Genomic DNA, 2412 nt, shown 5'->3' on the forward strand with positions numbered 1-2412 from the left:
AGCAGCCCTGAGGATTACCCTTGGGTTTTCAGGGCTGCTGCGCAGCCCAACGCGGGACAAGCCCGCTCGCCACAACTAACTATCGTTTCCCGCAGGATTGGGGCCAACCAGCAATGTTGCGGTTGGGCACCACCTCTGTGGGAGCAGGCGCAAGCCTGCGATGAGGTCGGTGCAGATGGCCCACACCCCATCGAACTTTCCCCCACCTGCACCAATCAGTTCCTTGAGTAACCCCTGCCCCTCACCGGCTTAAGGAGTACTCCAGTGCTGCGCGTTCTCTTCACCCTGCTGCTCGGCTGCCTGCTGAGCACCCACTTGCTTGCCGCCGACCCAGCCCCCGCCGAAGAGCAACCGGCAGAACCCGCCCCGGTGCTGCAAGGCGGCCTGCTCGGTGCACTGGCCGATGGCCTGGACAGCGCCGCCACGGACCTGGACCTGGACGCCCACCTGATGGACGCCTGGCGCCTGCGCGCCGACCGCGCCGCCAACGAGATGGAGCGCCTGGTCGATCGCCATTCCGGACACGATACCTGGTACCTGGCAGGTGATTTTCTGTTGCTGACGGTGACCTGGGCCGCCAGCTTCGCCCTGCTCACCTGCCTGGGCCGCGTGCTTTGGCGGCGCAGTATCGGCACCGCGATGTTGCGCCAGCGCCAGCGCGCCCAAGGCCTGCTCGGCTACCTGCTGCCCTATACGCTGCCGGCCCTCGCAAGCCTGCCGCTGACTCTCTACGCCAGCCGTTTTCTCGACCCCTCGATTGCCCGCGCCCTCGGCTTGAGCCTGGCGTATGCCACCAGCAGCGGCCTGTTCTCGACCTCGATCATCCTGTGCCTGATCACCCTGTTCGATGCGGGCCACAAACGCCGCGCAGTGGCCGCGATCCGCCGCCTGGCACCCCGCCCGCTCTTCATGATCGGCTTTCTGGCAGCCTGGAGCGATGCCCTGACCAGCCCACAGATCGCCAGGCAGCTGGGCGGCAATATCACCGCCAGCGTGGCGGTGTTCACCGGCCTTGCGGCTACCGCGATTTTCGCAACCTTGGTGCTGCGCCTGCGCCGGCCCGTGGCGCACCTGATCCGCAACCGCTCGCTCAAGGACCGCCTGCAACACCGCGCCGTACAGGAAACCCTGCGGATTTTCTCGGCGCTGTGGTACCTGCCGATCCTGCTGATGATTCTGGTCTCGGCGGTGCACCTGATCGGCGCGGGTGAAGAAAGCCAGAAGGCCCTGCAAAATGCCCTTTTGACCACTGTGCTGCTGGTGGCGGGGGTATTTGCCAGCACCGTATTGCAGCACCTGCTGGCGCCACGCCAAACCGACGCCAATACGCGCGTGCGCCCCTACAAGGAACTGCTGCGCTCACTGGCCCATGCGCTGCTGCGCATCAGCATGGCCGTGGCGTTTATCGAACTGCTCGGGCGCATCTGGGGCTTTTCGGTGTTCGATTTTGCCCTGCGCAATGCGCTGGGTCGGGCGATCAGCGACTCGCTGTCGAGCATCGGCCTGATCCTGCTGGTCACCTGGCTACTGTGGGTGGTGCTCGACACCGCCATCCAGGAAGCGCTCAAACCAGCGGTCGGGCGCAGCAAAGCCCGCCAGCCGAGCACCCGGGTGCGTACCATCCTGCCCATGCTGCGCAACGCCGTTAAGGTGATTCTGGTGGTGATCTGCACCATCACCACCATGGCCAACCTCGGCATCAACGTCGCACCGTTGCTGGCCGGCGCCGGGGTGATCGGCCTGGCCATCGGCTTCGGTTCGCAGCAACTGGTGCAGGATGTGATCACCGGGTTGTTCATCCTGATCGAAGACACCATCTCCATCGGCGACTGGGTGGTGCTCGACTCAGGCCACGCCGGCACTGTCGAGAGCCTGACCATCCGTACCCTGCGCCTGCGCGACGGCAAGGGCTTCGTGCATTCGGTGCCGTTCGGGCAGATCAAGGCGGTCACCAACCAGTCGCGGCAGTTCGCCTATGCGTTCTTCTCGGTGCAGTTCACCTATGACAGTGACGTCGATACCTCGCTTGGGCTGATCCACGAGGTGGGCCAATCGATCAGCGAAGACCCGCTGCTGCGCATCAACCTGCAAGGGCCGTTGCAAGTGTTCGGGGTGGACCGCATGGACCTCAACGGGTTTGTCCTGACCGCGCAGTTCCGCACCATATCGGGTGGGCAGTATGCGGTCAGCCGTGCCTTCAACGAGCGCCTGAAAAAACGCGTGGACCAGACCGCCAATGTCAGCTTTGCCCAGGTGTACCCGCTACCGCTGCAAGTGCCAGCCTGATGACCCGAGGGGGATTTGTGCAACCTGTACCGGCCTCATCGCAGGCTCGCGCCAGCTCCCACAGAGATCGCGCAAAGTCGCAATATTGAGGCCTTGCCCAGATCCTGTGGGAGATTCTATGGTTTT

Annotated in this window: 1 protein-coding gene; it reads left to right on the plus strand. The window is 64.3% G+C overall.

What is annotated here, in order from left to right:
- The first annotated feature begins 264 nt into the window (after positions 1-264).
- Complete coding sequence (locus HU720_RS23845) at positions 265-2286, plus strand: mechanosensitive ion channel domain-containing protein (protein ID WP_186523609.1); 2022 nt, start codon at positions 265-267, stop codon at positions 2284-2286.
- The last annotated feature ends 126 nt before the right edge of the window (positions 2287-2412 follow it).

The organism is Pseudomonas sp. SWRI51 (assembly GCF_014268825.1).
GTDB classification, from domain to species: domain Bacteria; phylum Pseudomonadota; class Gammaproteobacteria; order Pseudomonadales; family Pseudomonadaceae; genus Aquipseudomonas; species Aquipseudomonas farsensis.